The organism is Streptococcus sanguinis SK49 (genome assembly GCF_000212815.1).
Classification (GTDB): domain Bacteria; phylum Bacillota; class Bacilli; order Lactobacillales; family Streptococcaceae; genus Streptococcus; species Streptococcus sanguinis_C.
The window spans coordinates 321,565-338,383 of the sequence record NZ_GL890986.1 but is presented as its reverse complement, the minus strand read 5'-3'; the positions used below and the strand labels follow the sequence as shown (position 1 = coordinate 338,383).

Sequence of the window (16,819 nt, the reverse complement as noted above, 5' to 3'; positions counted from 1 at the left end):
GATAATTAATTAAACATTCCAAGGAGATACTATGAAGAAACAAACGAAAATCATAATTGCAACAGTTACATCAATAGTAGCGCTCATAAGTCTGGGAGGATGTGCCATGACCCAAAAAGAAAGTAATAAACAAGATAAGAAAGTCACTTCTACAAAAAAAGATATTGCAGATGACAAGGAAGCTGTCAATCAAAAACAGCTCGCTTATCTAAAAAAGCATGAGCAAGAAATTATAGATTTGGTAAAAGCTCAAAGTCAGAAAGTTGAATCCGTTCAGATTGATTGGGATCAGACGCAATGGAGTGATGGCGGTCTTACAAATCCCGAGTATTATATTAATGTTTTTGGGCGAATCAATAATATTGAAGAATCAGGTTGGGGAGTAGATATCCCAATTAATGATGACAATACATTAAATATGGATGAGATGTATATAGGATCCGACATTAACATAGGGGGAAGATTATTTGAGTAATTGGAATTTAAAAAGTTTTGATAATCTATATGCTTCATTAGCAGAATCAGCTTACAGAGATAGACCCAATAAGTTTCCATATGAACAATTAGATTTGGAAAGATGGATAATACTTGATTTAGGCAAATCAATGTCATGAATACATATTTGTTGACCATCCAAGAAGGCAACAGCCAAAAGTTTTAAAAAGAAAAATTTTAACTTTCTTGGTATTGTTAGAAGAATAAATTAGCGGTATAATATTAACAAATCAATACAAGGAGGCACTATGAAGAAACGAACGAAAATCATACTTGTAACAGTTACATCAATAGTGGTATTAGTAAGTTTAGGAGGATGCGCCATGACTCAAAAAGAAAGTAATAAACAAGATAAGGAAGTTACTTCTTCAAAAAAGGCTATCAAAGATGATAAAGAAGCCATCAAACAAAAACAGCTCGCTTATCTAAAAAAGCATGAGCAAGAAATTATAGATTTGGTAAAAGCACAAAGTCCGAAAGTTGAATCCGTTCAGATTGATTGGGATCATACACAATGGAGTGATGGTGGACTGACAACTCCTGAATATTATATGAATGTTTATGGAGGTATAAATAATATTGAAGAATCGAGTTGGGGAGTAGATATCCCAATTAATGAGGACAATACATTAAATTTAGATGAGATGTATATAGGATCCGACATTAGAATAGGGGGAAGATTATTTGAGTAATTGGAATTTAAAAAGTTTTGATAATCTATATGCTTCATTAGCAGAATCAGCTTACAGAGATAGACCAAATAAGTTTCCATATGAACAATTGGATCCGAAAATTCAAAAAACACTTGATTCAGGGAAATCCGTTGAATTTAATTTCTCTACAGATGGAAAAGATTCGGAAGGTAAAGTAACTCATGGCGGGGGTACGGATCTGCCAAATGGTGGCAAGGTTTATCTTCAACCGGATAATAAAAAGTTGTTAGAGGATGAAGAAACTGGATACCACGCTTATTATGTCACGGATACAGATACGATCAACCAAAATACCAAACAGACCTATTTTGCTGTTCGTGGGAGTGATGGTTTCGGAATTGATATAGATGAGGCACAAAAGGACTGGGGTGGATACTTGCAGACTTACAACCCTAGCGATTTCAACTTCCAAGACTGGGTTTACAATGATGCAGCTTTTGCACTGACAGACGCGATTGTTCCACAAGCCAAGCATGCTACTGAAGGCATGAAGGCCAAAATTGCGGAACTAAATCAATATGCAGCACCAGATGCCAAGATGGATATAACAGCTCATTCATTGGGGACGATGACTTCGATACAAGGGGTTGCAGGACTTAATGAGAAAGAGTTGAATAAGGTTGGTCAGATTGTTCTTTTTGATGGTCCGGATCCTACTAAAAGTCTGGAAAAAGCAGGTTATGGCGATAAAATCCCACAATTAGATGCTAAAACAATTTATTATGTTAATCCCTTTGATCCTGTTAGTATGCTCAATCGTGATAAACCTTGGGATCAGCAACTTGGTGATGTCAGAGTGGTAGTTCCGATCGAATATACAAGTATGATGGATAAACACTCCTCCCATGACTTTGGCGCTTATCAGATAGATAGTAAGGGAAATCTCTTGGAGGTTTCTGAAGACTATCATCCTGAATTATGGAAAGCAGGTCATAAACTTGCGGAATTAAACAAAAAGAGCATTGAAAATATAAAAAAATATGTTCCAGAAAAAGCGATTGAAAAATTAGTAACCATGAGTCCGGGTGAGTTTAGTAGATTAGCGGGACAACTACAAGATAGTATTAAGAGCGGAGACCTATCAGAGATTTTAAAAAGTGTACTTGTGATAAAAGAAAAATTGGGGTTGAGCTTGGAAGAAGCATGGAATATTGCTAATAACATAGATAAACTCAAAGCTACATATAAAAATTATGAAAAGGAATATGAAAAAATCATCAAGGATGCAAAGAAGGAGTCCTTGGCTTGGGATCGAAAGAATCTCGATCTTAATAATCCGAATAACTTACACGAGAGAATCAAGCGTGCAGGTAGTTACGAAGATCGTATTTTGCTGAGGAGCCAGCTGTTGTATACTGCTGTAGAATTGGCTGGTTCAGATATTGAACAAAAGATATCTGAAGTGAAAACTGCCTTGGCTGATGCCGAATCGAATCTTAAGGGATTTATTGAGTATAGTAGAAGTGCTATTAAGATTTTGGGTTTTTTATTGTCTGATTCGGAGATAGAGGGACTAATGTCAGAACTGTCCTTTGAAAACTTGTGGGATTCAGGGATTAACGAGTCAAATATCAGTCATTTAAAAGAATTTGAAACTAAGATAACTAATTTCTCTCAAAGTATGATTCAGTGTGCACAAAATCTGGAGCAAGTAGATGCTCAAGGCGCTGCAGATATTTTTGCAGCCTTCTCTTGATTGTACTCAAGTTTAAACGATAAAAGTAAAGGATAATTATGGCAGAAAAAATAAGTGAAAATATTATAATAGAAATATTGAAGAGCCAACAAAGACTAGCTATAAAAGCGGCCGTTACAGTCTCTGTAGTAGCTGCCAAGGCCAAGAGAGAGGCGCTTCAACAAACGTTAGATACCAAAGCACAAGAACTGCAAGATTATGCCAAAAACACATATAACACGAATATCACGGATGGGCTAGAAGGTCAAGCAGCAAATGCAGCTAAAGACTATCTATCCCAAATGCCAAAACCAGAATTAACAAGTCCAATCAAAAGTTAGTTATAGGTGATAAAGATGAATGCAGAAATTTATAGACTGGATGAACAGTTTGATAAAAAGATGAGGGAATTAAAGAAAAAAGAGGAATATTTAGAAGACAATTTGTCTTATGTCCTTCATACGACAGAGCAATTAAAAGATGAAGTTTACCGAATAGCAAACGGAGAACTGCCTGTGGAGGCGTATTCCGATATTTTTCAAATGGATACTAATGCAGAGTTGTTTCGAAAAGATGTTCTTGAGCAAATCGATGATATCGGTGAAGAACGCTCAAAACTTCGTTGGGATTATGAGGAGCAATTAGATGCTCTCTATAAGAAAAAAGCTAAAAAGCAAAATAACTAAGCAAGTATTGTGGTTTAAGGGGGATATTTAGAAAGAAATTCCTTGCTGAAGTATTTTTTGTGAGTTGTTATGAAGCCAATTTAAAAGCTGTGAGATTATACTTTATAATAAGATTATAAAAGATCGCATTTTTTTGGATGCTTCTATTAAAGATTGATTTTTCTTTGTAAGGATAATAGATGTATCTATAGCTCCCTTGGGGGATAGCGGGTGAGTTGGTCTTTCCTACCTGTTCGCTTCATGCCTATTTGGAAAAATAGCAGCACTTATTACTGAAATCACACCTTGCATCAATTGGGAGGTGTGATTTTTAAGTCTTTGTCTTAAAAGCAAGAACCCTAAAGGAAAAGAAAGCTTGGTAATTCAGTAAGTTACTGCGCATATGAGAATTTTCCTTGTTTCAAGTGCTATTTGCAATATCCGAACCTTCTGCCTTTATTTTCTGAAATAGTATACAAAATCCTCGAATTTATGCTACAATGAGACAAACTAAAAATGATTGGAGCCAAGCATGAAAGCAATTATTACCGTTGTCGGAAAAGATAAAACAGGGATTGTAGCCGGAGTTTCCACTAAGATTGCGGAGCTGGGGCTGAATATTGATGATATTTCCCAAACCGTTTTGGAGGAATATTTCACCATGATGGCCTTGGTGTCCAGCGATGAAAAGCAAGATTTTACGGCTCTTCGCAATAAGTTTGAAGCTTTCGGTCAAGAGCTCAACGTTAAAATCAACATTCAAAGCGCAGCCATTTTTGATGCCATGTACAATATCTAAGGAGTGAAGGATGGATATTAGACAAGTAACAGAAACCATTGCCATGATTGAGGAGCAGAATTTTGATATTCGGACCATCACCATGGGCATTTCACTCTTAGATTGCATTGACACAGATATTAATCGAGCGGCGGAAAAGATTTACCAAAAAATCTCGACCAAAGCGAAAGACCTGGTAGCAGTTGGGGATGAAATTGCTGCCGAGCTCGGGATTCCCATCGTCAATAAGCGGGTATCTGTGACTCCGATTTCTCTGATTGGGGCAGCGACAGACAGTAGTGACTATGTGCCTTTGGCCAAGGCTTTAGACAAGGCGGCCAAGGAAATTGGTGTTGACTTTATCGGTGGCTTCTCGGCCTTGGTTCAAAAGGGCTATCAAAAAGGCGATGAAATCCTCATTAATTCCATTCCACGTGCTTTGGCTGAGACGGACAAGGTCTGCTCCTCTGTCAATATCGGCTCAACCAAAACTGGCATCAATATGACGGCAGTTGCGGATATGGGGCGGATTATCAAGGAAACAGCCCAGCTTTCTGACATGGGGGCGGCCAAGCTGGTCGTCTTTGCTAATGCAGTAGAGGACAATCCTTTTATGGCAGGCGCCTTCCATGGTGTTGGTGAAGCAGATGTGGTCATCAATGTCGGTGTTTCTGGGCCTGGTGTTGTCAAGCGAGCCTTGGAAAAGGTCCGTGGTGAGAGCTTTGATGTGGTAGCTGAAACAGTCAAGAAAACAGCTTTCAAAATCACCCGTATTGGTCAGTTAGTCGGTCAGATGGCCAGCGAGCGTCTGGGCGTCAAGTTCGGGATTGTTGACTTGAGTCTAGCTCCGACGCCAGCAGTCGGGGACTCAGTGGCTCGTGTCTTAGAAGAAATGGGCTTGGAAACAGTCGGTACTCATGGCACGACAGCGGCGCTTGCTTTGCTTAATGACCAAGTCAAAAAAGGCGGTGTCATGGCCTGCAATCAGGTTGGTGGTTTGTCTGGTGCTTTCATCCCTGTGTCAGAAGACGAGGGCATGATTGCGGCTGTCCAAAATGGCTCGCTCAATCTAGAAAAGCTAGAAGCTATGACAGCTATCTGCTCGGTAGGTTTGGATATGATTGCTATTCCAGAGGCGACACCGGCTGAAACCATCGCAGCCATGATTGCGGATGAAGCGGCGATTGGTGTCATCAATCAGAAGACAACAGCTGTGCGGATTATTCCGAAAGGCAAGGAAGGCGATATGATTGAATTTGGCGGGCTCTTGGGAACAGCTCCGGTCATGAAGGTCAACCAGGCTTCGTCAGCTGACTTTATCGCGCGGGGCGGTCAGATTCCAGCGCCTATTCACAGCTTTAAAAACTAATAAGAAAATCAGGTCTGTGCAGACAGGCCTTTTCGATTAAACAAGGAGAAAAGATGGCAGAAACAAAATTATTTATCATTCGACATGGGAAAACCATGTTTAACACAATCGGCCGGGCTCAGGGCTGGTCTGATACCCCGCTGACTGCCAAAGGTGAGCGCGGTATTCGTGAGCTGGGTATCGGATTGAGAGAGTCGGGTTTGCCTTTTGTCAGGGCTTTTTCCAGTGATAGCGGCCGAACTATTCAGACCATGGGCATTATCCTAGAGGAGCTGGGCCTGACTGGCCAGATTCCCTATCGCTATGACAAGCGCATCCGGGAGTGGTGTTTCGGAAGTTTTGATGGTGCCTATGGGGGTGAGCTCTTTCATGGCGTTATCCCACGAGTTCTTAAGCGGATAATTACAAGGAACTCAGTTGGCCTGATTTGGCGAATGGCTTGGTAGAAGTGGATTCGGCTGGCTGGGCTGAACCTTGGGACAAGCTTAGCGGTCGAATTTTAGAAGGCTTTGAAGCCATTGCTAGAGAGGTGGAGTCCTCTGGTGGCGGGAATGCTCTGGTCGTCAGCCACAGTATGACCATTGGTACCCTGGCTTATCTGGTTGATGAGAATATCACGAAAAATCCTAATGTCGAAAATGGCAGTGTCACAGTGCTGGAGTATGAAGATGGTCGCTTTAGCATCCAGGCCTTGGGTGATGTGTCTTATCGTCAGGTTGGTGCAGCCATATTGGATCGAGAAAATCAAGAATGAGCAGGAGTTTTGAGACTCCTGCTTTTTGCTTTGAAAGCCAGATGGAGCCAATTTCTTCATAAAATGGTATAATATGAAAAGAACAACGGAGGAGATGAAATGGCAAAAACAAGATTATACTTGGTTCGTCATGGCAAAACCATGTTTAATACTATCGGCCGGGCCCAAGGCTGGTCTGATACCCCATTGACTGAAGTTGGGGAACGTGGCATTCATGAGTTGGGCATTGGCTTGAGAGAAGCTGGGCTTGATTTCAAATTGGCCCGTTCCAGCGACAGTGGCCGGACTATTCAGACCATGGGCATTATTCTAGAGGAGCTGGGTTTGACAGAACAGATTCCTTATACCTTTGACAAACGGATTCGCGAATGGTGCTTTGGCAGTTTTGATGGTGGTTATGATGGAGAGCTCTTTATGGGTGTGATGCCCCGGGTTTTCAATATTGAGCATGTTCATCAGCTTAGCTATGCTGAGTTGGCAGAAGGCCTTGTAGAAGTCGATACAGCAGGCTGGGCAGAAAACTGGGAAAAGCTCAGCGGCCGAATCTGGGAAGGCTTTTCAGCCATAGCTGAGGAGCTGGAAGCTGCTGGTGGTGGCAATGCTCTTGTAGTCAGCCACGGCATGACCATCGGAACCTTTGTCTATCTAATCAATCGAACTCGGCCTCATGGTTTGGACAATGGCAGTGTGACGGTTGTAGACTATGAAGACGGTAAATTCACAGTAGCTTGCGTCGGAGACATGTCTTATCGAGAGGCCGGTGCCAAAGTAATGGAGGAAGAAGTTGAAGCGCGCTAAACATCGCAAAGAAAAGAGAAAATCGAAGTCTAAGAAGATTGGGTTGACACTTTTGCTGTTAATCGTCTTGTGTCTGGCAGCTGGAGGAACGGCGATTTATTTCCGTCCGTCCTTGTTACAAGATCTGCTTGCAAAGATTCAGTTTTCGGGTTCGTCTAGCAGTTCTGCTACGAAGGGCTCTTCTAGCTCAGAGAGTTCGCAGTCTGATTTGCCCAAGGTTTCTTCTACTGACTGGAATTTGATATTGGTCAATCGTGACAACCAGCAAGAAGAAAAGACACCTGATCTGACTCAGATCGGAGAGGTACAGGTCGACAGCCGCATTGCTGAAAATACTCGGCAATTTCTAGCAGCAGCCCAGGCGATAGCTCCTGAAGAAACTTTAATCTCTGGCTATCGCAGCCGAGCAGAGCAGGAGGAACTCTATAACGAAAAAGTTGCTGGGGAAGTCGCCAAAGGCTTGTCGAATGAAGAAGCAGTCAGCATCGTGCTGAAGCAGGTGCAGCTTCCAGGAGCCAGTGAGCATCAAACGGGCTTGGCTATTGATATGAGTGCTCCAGAAGGCCAGGAGGATGAATTGGCAGCTAAGATTGCCCAACTAGCTCCGCAGTATGGCTTTGTCCTTCGCTATCCAGATGGCAAGAGTGATATTACTGGAGTTGATTTTGAGAATTGGCATTACCGCTATGTCGGTGTGGAGAATGCCCAGTATATGCAGAAGCATAATCTGGTTCTGGAAGAATATATCGCCCTGCTTAAGGCAGCAGGAAAATAAACAAGTAAGTCAGGTTTTCCTGGCTTTTTTATGCTGATTTATCAGAATGCAGGTCTCTAATCCTTTTAACTTCTGATCAAATCAGCTACAAGTATTGAAAGATAAAAATGAATCACTTTCTGTAAAAATATTTATAAACCCTTGACAACTATATCGAACTGCGATATAATTTTTTATATCAAGGTTCGATATATCGAGGTGAAAGTGAGATAAAAAGATGAGTGGATTGACAGAAAAGCTTAGGAGAGTCTATGTACCAATGACAGAGACAGGTTTTTATATCCTCTTCTGTCTTCAGAAAGAAAGGCATGGCTACAGTATTACTCAAAAAGTTAAGGAGCTGACAGAAGGACAACTATCTATCAGTCCGGGAACCATGTACGGAACCTTGGCAAAGATGGAGAAAGATGGTCTGATTGCCTTTGTTCGTGAGGAAGAAAAGAGAAAACTCTATTCTATCACGGAGCTTGGAAGACAGATTTTAGAGTTGGAAATCCAGCGGATTGAGCGCCTTTACCGCAATAGTAAGGAGGAAGTTTGATGGAAAAGAAGATTGTCTATAAAATCTTTACCATTGCAGACTATGACAGAGAAGCAGCTTATTTTAAAAAAATGCATAGCCAAGGCTGGAAATTGGAAAAAGTAAGTTATTCTCCCTTTCTTGTTGCGGTTCGTTATACATTTGAGTCCTGTCCGCCTCAGGACGTGGCCTATCAATTAGATTTTCACCCTATGAAGAAGGCGGAGCAGGAATCCTATTATCAACTGTTTGAGGATTGTGGCTGGGAGCATATTACAAACTTTAATCAATTTTCTTATTTCCGAAAGCCGGTTTCTCAGATTGATGCAGACAGTGATCTTGAAATCTATAATGACGCATGGTCTAAGCTAGAAATGGTCAAGCGTTTGCTTGTATGGCGTTTTTTGCCAGCCATCATGGTTTTGTGTGTCACTACCTATCTCATTCTAGATATTTTCCAGAAGAGTTTGAAAGCAAGTCTATTATTCAAATCAATCTTAGCAATAGATTGTGTCATATTGCTCATTCTGTTCTGTCAATTGGTCCATATTGCCTTGCGTTTTTGGAAAATGAGGCAGGAACTGAAAGATTGATTGCAGTTTTGTTAAATACTGTTGTGAAAGCGAGGAAAACAATGAAAAAGACCATTATTGAAGTGCAAGGCTTGAAAAAGAAGTTCAAGGAACAAGAAGCCTTAGCAGGAATTGATTTTTCCATCCAAGAGGGAGAGATTTTTGGCTTTCTAGGGCCTTCTGGATCTGGTAAAACCACGACTATCAATATTTTGACTGGTCAGTTGTCTGCAGATGCTGGGACAGCTCATGTGCTGTCTGCACCGGTTGAGGATTTAAAGGTAGAAATCCTGGAGCAGATTGGGATTGTCAGCGATGGCAGCGGTTTTTATGAAAAGATGTCACTTTATAAAAATCTCAAGGCTTATGCTATGCTCTTTGGTGTTAATATGACAGAAGTCGATGAACTTCTCCGAAAAGTGGGGCTTTATGATAGTCGCAACAAGGTGGCTGAAAAACTATCTACGGGTATGAAGCAGCGCATGTTACTGGTGCGTGCCTTGATTAATCGACCTAAACTGCTCTTTTTGGATGAGCCAACCAGTGGTTTGGATCCGTCAACCTCTCGCACCATTCACGAATTGCTGCTGGAACTAAAAGCGCAGGGGACAACTATTTTTCTGACGACTCATGATATGCAGGAAGCTACCCTCTTGTGTGATCGCTTGGCCTTGCTAAGTAAAGGAAAATTAGTTGAAGTAGGCAGTCCGCATGAGATAATCCAAAAGTATAATACAGATAAGAAGGTTCGTTTAGAATATCTAGATTTGACGACTAAGACAGTGCCTTTTGAGGAACTGCAAGGAGGCTTGGATTTGTCCAATGTTATCAGTATTCATTCCTGCGAACCAACTTTGGAAGATGTTTTCATCACTTTGACAGGAGGTACCTTAAATGTCTAATAAATTAAAAGGTATGATTTGGCTGAGAGGTCAAGTGACGCTAGCTAATAAAAGTATTCTATTGCAGGTTTTCATGCCAATTTTCCTCATTTTTCTCTATAAATTTATTTTTTCACTGAATGGAGCGGGTAAGGAAATTGGAGCGGATAAACTAGCTACTATGTTGCTTACAATCTCTCTGCCTTTCTCTCTAGCCATGTCTGTTGGGACACCTATCATCATCATCCTAGCTGAGGAAAGAGAAAAACGTAATTTGCAAAGTTTGCGCTTGGCTGGTGTGACAGCGGGTAAATACATTCTCTCCGCCTTAATCTGGCCAGCGATTATTGGAATTTTTTATATCGTCATTACCCCACTTTTGGTGGGAGCTAAGCTTTCTAATCATGTATTCAGCTATAGTTTGGTTCTCTTGTTGACCATGCTGGTCTTAATTTTCTTCTTTTTAATGGTTGGCTTGCTTTGTAAAAATCAGGTCATGGCACAATCTCTTAGCGTTCCGGCTATGCTCTTGGCAGCATTTATTCCTATGTTTTCAAATATGAGCGAAGATTTATTTAAGGTGCTGCGTTATAGCTTTATGGGTCTCTTTACTAGCTATATGAGAGATTGGTCTCATTTTCACTTGTGGAGTGGAGAATTTTTGGCTTTTCTAGTTTGGTTGCTTCTTTTTGCAGGAATTTCTTTCTATTTGATGCGCCGTTTACAAATCTTGGACGACTAATCTAGGTCGCTAGACCGATTTTTAGCACTCTTGTAAAAAGAGTGCTAATTTTTTGAGTTTTTGTCTTGACTTTGGAGTAGAAGAGTGTATAATAGAATCATGAGTTAGCACTCGAGGTGGCTGAGTGCTAATCAACAGCAGAATCTTGATTGGAGGTGATGCCGTGGTCACGGAGCGTCAAAATGAGATTTTGAATTTGATTATTGATATCTTTACCAAGACCCACGAGCCGGTCGGATCCAAAGCCCTGCAGGATTCTATCAATTCCAGTAGTGCTACTATCCGAAACGATATGGCGGCTTTGGAAAAGCAGGGGCTTCTGGAAAAGGCGCATACGTCTAGCGGCCGTAAGCCTAGCGTGGCTGGTTTTCAGTACTTCGTCAAGCATTCTCTGTCCTTTGATCGTCTCGCTGAGAATGAACTTTATGAGGTTATCAAGGCCTTTGACCATGAGTTTTTCAACTTGGAGGACATTCTTCAACAGGCAGCAGACCTTTTGACCAAGCTCAGTGGATGTACGGTTGTTGCACTGGATGTAGAACCCAGTCGGCAGCGCCTGACAGCTTTTGACATCGTAGTGCTCAGTCAGCACACGGCTCTGGCGGTCTTCACCTTGGATGAGTCCAATACCATTACCAGTCAGTTTATGATTCCGCGAAACTTCCTAAGAGAAGACCTGGATAGGCTTAAAGGCCTAGTAAGGGAGCGGTTCTTGGGACAGACAGTACTGGACATCCATTACAAGATTCGGACGGAAATTCCGCAGATTATCCAACGCTATTTCACTACGACAGACAATGTCATCCAGCTCTTTGAGCATATCTTTGGTGATATTTTCAAGGAAAATGTGATTCTGTCTGGCAAGGTTCAGCTCTTGGAATTTTCAGATCTGTCAGCTTATCAGTTTTTTGATGACCCGCAGAAAGTAGCATTTGAAATTCGCGATAGTTTGGCTGAAGATCAGATGCAAAGTGTGCGAGTGGCAGACAGTAGAGAAAGCTGTTTGGCTGATTTGACACTAATTTCCAGCAAATTCCTGATTCCTTATCGAGGCTTCGGAGTGCTGGCAGTTGTCGGTCCGGTCAATCTTGACTACCAGCGGCTAGTCAGTCAGATGAATGTCGTCAATCGCGTTCTGACCATGAAATTGACAGACTTCTATCGCTATTTGAGCAGCAATCACTACGAAGTCCATTAAATATAGTATAAATATTCCTAAAAAGGAGGTGCCTTGTGGCAAAGCATAAACAAGAAGAACATCCAGAAGATGTGGAAGTAAAAGAGGAAGCTGTAGAAACAGCTGAACAAGCTGAATCAGTAAGCCCTGAAAAATCAGAGTTAGAACTAGCTAATGAGCGGGCAGAAGATTTTGAAAACAAATATCTCCGCGCTCATGCAGAAATGCAGAACATCCAGCGCCGAGCAAATGAAGAACGCCAGCAGCTGCAAAGATACCGCAGCCAGGACTTGGCAAAAGCTATTTTGCCTTCGATAGATAATCTGGAGCGCGCGCTTGCCGTTGAAGGTCTGACAGATGATGTCAAAAAGGGGCTGGAAATGGTGCAGGAAAGCTTGATTCATGCTCTCAAAGAAGAGGGCATCGAAGAAATTCCAGCTGACGGAGCTTTTGACCATAACTATCATATGGCCATTCAAACAGTTCCAGCTGATGATGAGCACCCAGCTGACACTATAGCGCAGGTCTTCCAAAAAGGCTACAAACTTCATGACCGTATCCTAAGACCGGCTATGGTAGTGGTCTATAACTAGGCTAGAAAACTTGAAAAATCTTGTCCGAAACGACAATAAACTATGAAGGAAGAAAACATTCGTTCAACTTTGCTTTTAATGAGCGAACGAACCAAAGAGTATTGAAAATAAAATTAAAGTAAAAAGAGGTAAAAATATGTCTAAAATTATCGGTATTGACTTAGGTACAACAAACTCAGCAGTTGCAGTTCTTGAAGGAACTGAAAGCAAAATCATTGCAAACCCAGAAGGAAATCGTACAACACCATCTGTAGTGTCATTCAAAAATGGTGAAATCATCGTTGGTGATGCGGCAAAACGTCAAGCAGTGACAAACCCAGATACAATCATTTCCATCAAATCAAAAATGGGAACATCTGAAAAAGTAGCTGCTAACGGTAAAGAATACACTCCGCAAGAAATCTCAGCTATGATTCTGCAGTACTTGAAAGGTTATGCAGAAGAGTACCTTGGTGAAAAAGTAAGCAAAGCGGTTATCACAGTACCGGCTTACTTTAACGATGCACAACGTCAAGCGACTAAAGACGCTGGTAAAATCGCAGGTCTTGAAGTAGAACGTATCGTCAACGAACCGACTGCAGCAGCCCTTGCTTATGGTCTTGACAAACAAGATAAAGAAGAAAAGATCTTGGTCTTTGACTTGGGTGGCGGTACCTTTGACGTTTCAATCCTTGAGTTGGGTGATGGTGTCTTTGATGTATTGGCAACTGCTGGTGACAACAAACTCGGTGGTGACGACTTTGACCAAAAGATTATCGACCACATGGTGGCTGAGTTCAAGAAAGAGAACGGCATCGACTTGTCAAATGACAAGATGGCGCTTCAGCGCTTGAAAGATGCAGCTGAAAAGGCCAAGAAAGACCTTTCAGGTGTGACTTCTACTCAAATCAGCTTGCCGTTTATCACAGCTGGGGATGCTGGACCTCTCCACTTGGAAATGACTCTGACTCGTGCTAAATTCGACGATTTGACTCGTGACCTGGTAGAGCGAACTAAAGAACCAGTTCGCCGTGCTCTTTCTGACGCAGGTTTGAGCTTGTCAGAAATCGACGAAGTAATCTTGGTTGGTGGTTCAACTCGTATTCCTGCAGTTGTGGAAGCTGTTAAGGCTGAAACTGGTAAAGAGCCAAACAAATCAGTGAACCCTGATGAAGTAGTTGCTATGGGTGCTGCTATCCAAGGTGGTGTCATCACTGGTGATGTCAAAGACGTTGTCCTTCTTGACGTAACACCATTGTCACTTGGTATCGAAACAATGGGTGGCGTCTTCACTAAGCTGATTGACCGCAACACAACAATTCCAACTTCTAAATCACAAGTCTTCTCTACAGCAGCGGACAACCAACCAGCCGTTGATATCCATGTTCTTCAAGGTGAACGCCCAATGGCAGCAGATAACAAGACTCTTGGACGTTTCCAATTGACAGATATCCCAGCTGCTCCTCGTGGAATCCCTCAAATCGAAGTAACATTTGACATTGACAAGAACGGTATCGTATCTGTTAAAGCTAAAGACCTTGGAACTCAAAAAGAACAACACATTGTCATCCAATCTAACAGCGGCCTGACTGACGAAGAAATCGACCGCATGATGAAGGATGCAGAAGCGAATGCTGAAGCAGATAAGAAACGTAAAGAAGAAGTTGACCTTCGTAACGAAGTTGACCAAGCTATCTTTGCGACTGAAAAGACTATCAAGGAAACAGAAGGTAAAGGCTTCGACGCAGAGCGTGACGCTGCCCAAGCTGCTCTTGATGAACTTAAGAAAGCGCAAGAAGATAATAACTTGGACGACATGAAAGCGAAATTGGAAGCTCTCAACGAAAAAGCTCAAGCGTTGGCAGTGAAACTCTATGAACAAGCTGCTGCGGCTCAACAAGCCCAAGCAGGAGCGGAAGGAGCTGAAAACGCAGGCTCAACTAAAGCAGACGACGATGTTGTAGACGGAGAGTTTACTGAGAAATAGGCGGTGAGACAGAACTAAAAATTGAAAGTTTTTAGTTCGTAGTCGAACCCCCGCGAGGATGATTAGGATTTTTGGGAGTCTAAAAGACGAACCTAAAATCCAATCAGCTACCGCGTCAAAAATTTTTCAAAAAATATTGTTTTGAAAATTTCACGTCGTAATGATAGGAAGAAATCCAGAGGTTGCAACCCAGCCTCTGTTTTTCGCTAAACTAGAGGGTGACGCTTATGAAGAAAGTGCTCTGTTTAATTTATCCTAATTTTTCACTTTATGAAGTAGTTGGTCTGACCAGTACTTTAGCTCTATCTTTTGGTGTTGAGGTTGATTATGTTGCTACAGATAGAAATGTTATAAGATCGGAAGAAGGATTAGCCTGTCAACCTACTGGAACACTGGATGAAGTAGTTATCGAAGACTATTCTTGTGTCATTTTGCCAGGAATGATAGATATTGTTCCTACTCTGCATGATGAAAAATTGATTTCTTTCCTAAGAAGTTTGAAGCAGCAAGAAGTTTTAATTGCAGCTATTTCCTCAGCGCCCATTTTATTGGCGAAAGCAGGTTTATTGAAGGACACTAAATTTACTGGTGGGATTTGGCAAAACTTCTTTGACTATTTTGAATTTCTTCCACGGGAGAATTTCAAAGCTAAAGCGGTCCTGCAAAATAAGAACATCATTACGGCTGTTGGCTTTGCACATCAAGCGTTTGCGAGAAAAGTGCTTCTTAGTCTAGGTTTGGTAGATAATGCTGACAACTATTTTAAAGAACGGAATCAATATTCGGAAGAGGACTTGATATTCACTTTATCAGAAGAAGAGTTTGCTGAAATGAAGCATGAATTTGAAAATACCCTCTGATCAATATTTTCTAAAATTTAAAGAAAGGAACTGAACCCGACCTAAATTTTCGGAAAAAAGAGAAATCAGCCGAGGGGCATCGCTCCGTCGCCTGATTTCCTATTTTTCAGTCGAATTTTACGGTCTTGGTATCTTATATGAACAATACAGAATATTATGACCGTCTAGGTGTCTCTAAGAATGCTTCTCAGGATGAGATCAAGAGAGCCTATCGGAAATTATCTAAAAAGTACCACCCCGATATTAATAAGGAAGCTGGGGCGGAGGACAAATATAAAGAAGTCCAAGAGGCTTATGAAACGCTGAGCGACGAGCAAAAGCGGGCAGCCTATGATCAATACGGTGCAGCGGGAGCTAATGGTGGCTTTGGCGGTGGTGCAGGCGGCTTCGGTGGCTTTGATGGCTCCGGCTTTGGCGGTTTCGAAGACATCTTCTCTAGCTTCTTTGGTGGCGGTGCTTCGCGTAATCCTAATGCTCCGCGCCAAGGGGATGATCTTCAGTATCGTGTGAATCTCCGCTTTGAAGAAGCGATTTTCGGAGCTGAGAAGGAAATCAAGTATAACCGCGAAGCGACTTGTCGTACCTGTGACGGGTCTGGTGCTAAGCCAGGAACTAGCCCTGTTACCTGTGGTCGCTGCCATGGCTCAGGTGTCATCAATGTTGATACCCAGACACCGCTTGGCATGATGCGTCGGCAAGTGACCTGTGATGTCTGTCATGGCCGAGGAAAAGAAATCAAAAGTCCTTGTGAAACCTGTCACGGAACGGGTCATGAAAAACAGGCTCACAGCGTTAAGGTGAAAATCCCAGCTGGTGTGGAAACTGGTCAGCAGGTCCGTCTGTCTGGTCAAGGTGAAGCAGGCTTTAATGGCGGTCCTTATGGAGATCTTTACGTCGTGGTCCAAGTTGAGCCGAGTGATAAGTTTGAGCGAGATGGCTCTACCATTTACTACAAGCTCAATCTCAACTTTGTCCAAGCAGCTCTTGGTGACAGTGTGGATATTCCAACTGTTCACGGGGATGTTGAGCTGAATATCCCAGAAGGAACACAGACTGGCAAGCGTTTCCGTCTGCGTGGTAAGGGAGCACCGAGTCTGCGTGGTGGAAGCATGGGTGACCAGTATGTAACTGTCAATGTTGTGACGCCGACTGGCCTCAACGACCGTCAAAAAGCAGCCCTCAAAGAATTTGCGGAAGCTGGCAATATCTCGGTCAATCCTAAGAAAAAAGGCTTCTTCGACAAAATGAAAGATGCCTTGGAAGATTTATAATCATATAAAAAGGAGCAGCCTAAAGCTGTTCTTTTTGTGTTTTCTAGAAAGCTATTGGGCAAATGTAGTCAAGGAAGAGAGCAGCTCTGATCAGCCATTTAATTAAAAGAAACTCACAATAAAAAGCGTAAAGAGATTTTCTCTATTTACTTTTACAAAAATTAATTGTTTTTTTAAGCAAAATCTATTGTAAAAATTTCCTAAAAGATATATGA

General features: G+C 42.0%; 18 protein-coding genes and 1 pseudogene. All 19 read left to right on the top strand.

The window, feature by feature from the left end; translation table 11 throughout:
* The first annotated feature begins 31 nt into the window (after nucleotides 1-31).
* Complete coding sequence (locus HMPREF9380_RS01685; protein WP_004193384.1) at nucleotides 32-475, top strand: hypothetical protein; 444 nt, start codon at nucleotides 32-34, stop codon at nucleotides 473-475.
* Between the two features lie 268 nt (nucleotides 476-743).
* The gene (locus HMPREF9380_RS01690) at nucleotides 744-1,187 is read left to right on the top strand and encodes a hypothetical protein (RefSeq protein WP_004193382.1); all 444 of its coding nucleotides are present in this window, start codon (nucleotides 744-746) and stop codon (nucleotides 1,185-1,187) included.
* On the top strand, nucleotides 1,180-2,904 hold the full coding sequence (locus tag HMPREF9380_RS01695) for a hypothetical protein (protein ID WP_004193380.1): 1,725 nt from the start codon (nucleotides 1,180-1,182) through the stop codon (nucleotides 2,902-2,904). The genes HMPREF9380_RS01690 and HMPREF9380_RS01695 overlap by 8 nt, the downstream gene beginning before the upstream one ends.
* 38 nt (nucleotides 2,905-2,942) lie before the next feature.
* On the top strand, nucleotides 2,943-3,224 hold the full coding sequence (locus tag HMPREF9380_RS01700) for a hypothetical protein (RefSeq protein ID WP_004193378.1): 282 nt from the start codon (nucleotides 2,943-2,945) through the stop codon (nucleotides 3,222-3,224).
* Nucleotides 3,225-3,239: 15 nt separating this feature from the next.
* The gene (locus HMPREF9380_RS01705) at nucleotides 3,240-3,569 is read left to right on the top strand and encodes a hypothetical protein (protein ID WP_004193376.1); all 330 of its coding nucleotides are present in this window, start codon (nucleotides 3,240-3,242) and stop codon (nucleotides 3,567-3,569) included.
* Nucleotides 3,570-4,080: 511 nt separating this feature from the next.
* Entirely contained in the window at nucleotides 4,081-4,347 is a 267-nt protein-coding gene (locus HMPREF9380_RS01710) for an ACT domain-containing protein (RefSeq protein WP_004193374.1), read from the top strand.
* A 10-nt stretch (nucleotides 4,348-4,357) separates the two neighbouring features.
* Entirely contained in the window at nucleotides 4,358-5,695 is a 1,338-nt protein-coding gene (locus HMPREF9380_RS01715; RefSeq protein ID WP_004193372.1) for a PFL family protein, read from the top strand.
* 53 nt (nucleotides 5,696-5,748) lie between these two features.
* Nucleotides 5,749-6,449, top strand: a pseudogene (locus tag HMPREF9380_RS0111110) (histidine phosphatase family protein).
* A gap of 99 nt (nucleotides 6,450-6,548) precedes the next feature.
* On the top strand, nucleotides 6,549-7,247 hold the full coding sequence (locus HMPREF9380_RS01720) for a histidine phosphatase family protein (protein WP_004193366.1): 699 nt from the start codon (nucleotides 6,549-6,551) through the stop codon (nucleotides 7,245-7,247).
* The gene (locus HMPREF9380_RS01725; protein WP_002893723.1) at nucleotides 7,234-8,022 is read left to right on the top strand and encodes a M15 family metallopeptidase; all 789 of its coding nucleotides are present in this window, start codon (nucleotides 7,234-7,236) and stop codon (nucleotides 8,020-8,022) included. Before HMPREF9380_RS01720 ends, HMPREF9380_RS01725 begins: the two co-directional genes overlap by 14 nt.
* Nucleotides 8,023-8,239: 217 nt before the next feature.
* Entirely contained in the window at nucleotides 8,240-8,563 is a 324-nt protein-coding gene (locus tag HMPREF9380_RS01730) for a PadR family transcriptional regulator (protein WP_002908738.1), read from the top strand.
* Nucleotides 8,563-9,135 carry a DUF2812 domain-containing protein gene (locus HMPREF9380_RS01735; protein ID WP_004193363.1) on the top strand — a complete coding sequence of 191 codons (573 nt, stop codon included), beginning with the start codon at nucleotides 8,563-8,565 and terminating at the stop codon, nucleotides 9,133-9,135. Before HMPREF9380_RS01730 ends, HMPREF9380_RS01735 begins: the two co-directional genes overlap by 1 nt.
* A gap of 41 nt (nucleotides 9,136-9,176) precedes the next feature.
* On the top strand, nucleotides 9,177-10,016 hold the full coding sequence (locus tag HMPREF9380_RS01740) for an ABC transporter ATP-binding protein (protein ID WP_032907701.1): 840 nt from the start codon (nucleotides 9,177-9,179) through the stop codon (nucleotides 10,014-10,016).
* Complete coding sequence (locus HMPREF9380_RS01745) at nucleotides 10,009-10,737, top strand: ABC transporter permease (RefSeq protein WP_004193359.1); 729 nt, start codon at nucleotides 10,009-10,011, stop codon at nucleotides 10,735-10,737. The genes HMPREF9380_RS01740 and HMPREF9380_RS01745 overlap by 8 nt, the downstream gene beginning before the upstream one ends.
* Before the next feature lie 163 nt (nucleotides 10,738-10,900).
* Nucleotides 10,901-11,935: a heat-inducible transcriptional repressor HrcA gene (hrcA, locus tag HMPREF9380_RS01750; protein ID WP_032907828.1), complete on the top strand. Its 1,035-nt coding sequence runs from the start codon at nucleotides 10,901-10,903 to the stop codon at nucleotides 11,933-11,935.
* A 35-nt stretch (nucleotides 11,936-11,970) separates the two neighbouring features.
* Nucleotides 11,971-12,507 carry a nucleotide exchange factor GrpE gene (gene grpE / locus HMPREF9380_RS01755; protein ID WP_002908021.1) on the top strand — a complete coding sequence of 179 codons (537 nt, stop codon included), beginning with the start codon at nucleotides 11,971-11,973 and terminating at the stop codon, nucleotides 12,505-12,507.
* 136 nt (nucleotides 12,508-12,643) lie between these two features.
* A complete protein-coding gene (gene dnaK, locus HMPREF9380_RS01760; protein WP_002905346.1) occupies nucleotides 12,644-14,473 on the top strand; it encodes a molecular chaperone DnaK in 1,830 nt (609 codons plus the stop codon).
* A 227-nt stretch (nucleotides 14,474-14,700) separates the two neighbouring features.
* On the top strand, nucleotides 14,701-15,333 hold the full coding sequence (locus tag HMPREF9380_RS01765) for a DJ-1/PfpI family protein (protein ID WP_004193357.1): 633 nt from the start codon (nucleotides 14,701-14,703) through the stop codon (nucleotides 15,331-15,333).
* Nucleotides 15,334-15,470: 137 nt separating this feature from the next.
* Complete coding sequence (dnaJ, locus tag HMPREF9380_RS01770) at nucleotides 15,471-16,604, top strand: molecular chaperone DnaJ (protein WP_002905343.1); 1,134 nt, start codon at nucleotides 15,471-15,473, stop codon at nucleotides 16,602-16,604.
* Nucleotides 16,605-16,819 lie beyond the last annotated feature (215 nt).